The sequence below is a fragment of the Catenulispora rubra genome (assembly GCF_015356825.1).
GTDB lineage: Bacteria > Actinomycetota > Actinomycetes > Streptomycetales > Catenulisporaceae > Catenulispora > Catenulispora rubra.
Map to the genome: position 1 here is coordinate 1 of NZ_JAACYW010000557.1, position 2,467 is coordinate 2,467.

Annotated in this window: 3 protein-coding genes; 2 read left to right on the forward strand and 1 reads right to left on the reverse strand. The window is 66.2% G+C overall.

The genetic code is table 11. The annotated features are described in order from the left end of the window. Window positions 1-70: 70 nt before the first annotated feature. Entirely contained in the window at window positions 71-628 is a 558-nt protein-coding gene (locus GWK61_RS53925; protein WP_194922187.1) for a DUF4262 domain-containing protein, read from the forward strand. Between the two features lie 368 nt (window positions 629-996). Beyond that, complete coding sequence (locus GWK61_RS53930) at window positions 997-1,515, forward strand: O-acetyl-ADP-ribose deacetylase (protein WP_228564527.1); 519 nt, start codon at window positions 997-999, stop codon at window positions 1,513-1,515. Between the two features lie 253 nt (window positions 1,516-1,768). Here the strand turns inward: GWK61_RS53930 and GWK61_RS53935 are convergent. Continuing rightward, window positions 1,769-2,467 (reverse strand): aminotransferase class I/II-fold pyridoxal phosphate-dependent enzyme (locus tag GWK61_RS53935; protein WP_194922188.1); only part of this gene is annotated, 699 nt, incomplete at its 5' end.

Consider the following 2,467-nt stretch of genomic DNA (forward strand, 5'->3'; position numbering starts at 1 on the left):
GTGTATAAGAGACAGGCCCCTGCTCCGACCCCACCCCGCAAGGAGCCTGACACCCGGTAACCTTCAGCACGTGGACATAGAACCGACCCCGTGCCGCTGCCTGCTGTGCCAGCCCGCCATCGCCGACGAGGCGCAGTGGGACCTACGCGACCGCGAGATCGCGCGGAACGTCCGCGAGTACGGCTGGCACACCATGGGCGTGACCGGCTATGACACCCCCGACTGGGCCTACTCCATCGGCATGTGGCACACCCACGGCGGCTACGACATCTGCATAACAGGACTGCCGGTCGAGAACGCGATGGCCCTAGTCTCCAAGATCGCCCAACAAGTCCTCGAAGGCCGCGCCCTCGGCGCAGAAAAGCGCCGCCTGGACGTAATCGACGGCTACGAAGTCGCCACCCGCCCAGTCCACCCGAGCTGGTACCCGGCCATGTTCGGCGCCGGCCTGGACTTCTTCCAGACCCCACCCTGGCCAATGCTCCAGGCAGTCTGGCCGGACCGCGAAGGCCGCTTCCCCTGGGAAGAGGGCGCCGATCCGGAGAAGCGGGACCAGCAGCCCTTCCTGTGGGTAGCCCGCAACGAGCACCCGGCGAGCATGTGGGTGTCTTCTTCTTTGAGCCTGTAGTCGGTTGGCTGGCCACTCCGCCAGCCACCAAGCTTTCGCCCGAGCCGGACGACGAAGCATCCGGCCATCACTCATCAACTTCAGGCTTCCCCTGCCGGTTCTATCCACTCCTGCGCTCTCCGCTCGGTTTCCTGCGCTCCGGTTCCTGTGCTCCAGTTCCTGCATTCCGCTTCTTGGGTTCCGAGTCTTGGGTTTCGCTTCTGGGGTTCCGGATTCTTGGGCTCTGTGCTCTGTGCTCTGTGCTCTGTGCTCTGTGCTCTGTGCTCTGTGCTCTGTGCTCTGTGCTCTGTGCTCTGTGCTCTGTGCTCTGGTTTCTGTGCTCTGGCTATCCGGTTGCGGCCCCAGGTTCCCCTTGGCAGCATCGCGCCATGTCCATTCCCCGCATCACCCTGCTCCGCGGCGACATCACCCAGCAGGCCGTGGACGCGATCGTGAACGCGGCCAACTCCTCCCTCCTCGGCGGCGGCGGAGTAGACGGCGCCATCCACCGCGCAGGCGGCCCGCAGATCCTCGACGCCTGCCGCGCACTACGCGCGTCGCACTACGGCCGCGGCCTCCCCACCGGCGAAGCCGTAGCCGCCACCGCTGGCCGCCTCCCCGCACACTGGGTCATCCACACCGTCGGCCCGGTCTACTCCCAGCACGAAGACCGCTCCGCCCTCCTAGCCGCCTGCCACACGAACTCCCTGCACGTCGCCGACACCCTCAGCGCAAAAACCGTCGCCTTCCCCGCCATCTCCACAGGCATCTTCGGCTGGCCCCTGGCCGACGCCGCACGAATCGCGATCGCAACGGTCCACGCCACAGTCACCGACGTCGAAGAAGTCCGCTTCGTACTCTTCGATGCCAACGCTTACGAGATCTTCAAGCACGCAGCACAACAATGACCGCTTCCCGCATTCCAATTTCCATAGCTCTACGGCCCCTCCGCGTCGGCAACAGCACAGTCAGCTGAGAACTCTTCCGCCAGCTCAGCGCGCGACATCAACAGCGACTCAGCTCCAAACCGCAGCCCTCTTCGATCACGCCCCACTTTTCGATCACGCCCCGGACACCAGCGACCTCACCGCCCCAAACGCCGCCGTTCGTGCTGTTCCAAATGCCCTACCCCTCCCCGCACTTATCTCTCCATCTCTCCCCTCAACCCACCGCGACCGCCATCCTCTCCACCGCCTCCGTCAAGATCGCCGGCGACGTCGCAATGTTGATCCGCACATGCCCCGCACCACCCGTCCCGAACGGAATCCCCGAGTTCACCGCCACCCGCCCACGCTCAAGGAAGACCCGCGCCGGATCGTCACCCAACCCCAGGCCCCGACAATCGAGCCACTGCAAATACGTCCCCGCACCCGGCCGCCACTCGACGCCCGGCAAGTACTCGGCTAACAACCGCCCCAGCAACGTCCGGTTCTCATCGAGGCCTGCCAGGAGCGCGTCCAGCCACTCCCCACCCTCACGCAACGCCGCAACGTGCGCGATGACCCCCAGATGGCTCGGCCCGTGCCCAACCTCCTCCGGCATCCGCGCCAGATCCGCCGCCGACGCCGGCCCCGCGATCGCCATGGCCGCCTTCAGCCCCGCCAGATTCCACCCCTTCGACGCCGACATGAGCGACAACCCATCCTCGGCGCCCGCCACACTCAGGTACGGGGTGAACTTCTCCCCCACCGCAACCAGCGGCGCATGAATCTCATCGGCAACGACCCGCACCCCGAACTCCGCCGCCAACCCCGCGACCCGCTCCAACTCCTCCCGCGTATGCACCGCGCCAGTCGGATTCTGCGGATTGCACAGCAGAAAAGCCCCCCGCCGCCCCCGCGCACTCAGCGCCGAAAAAGC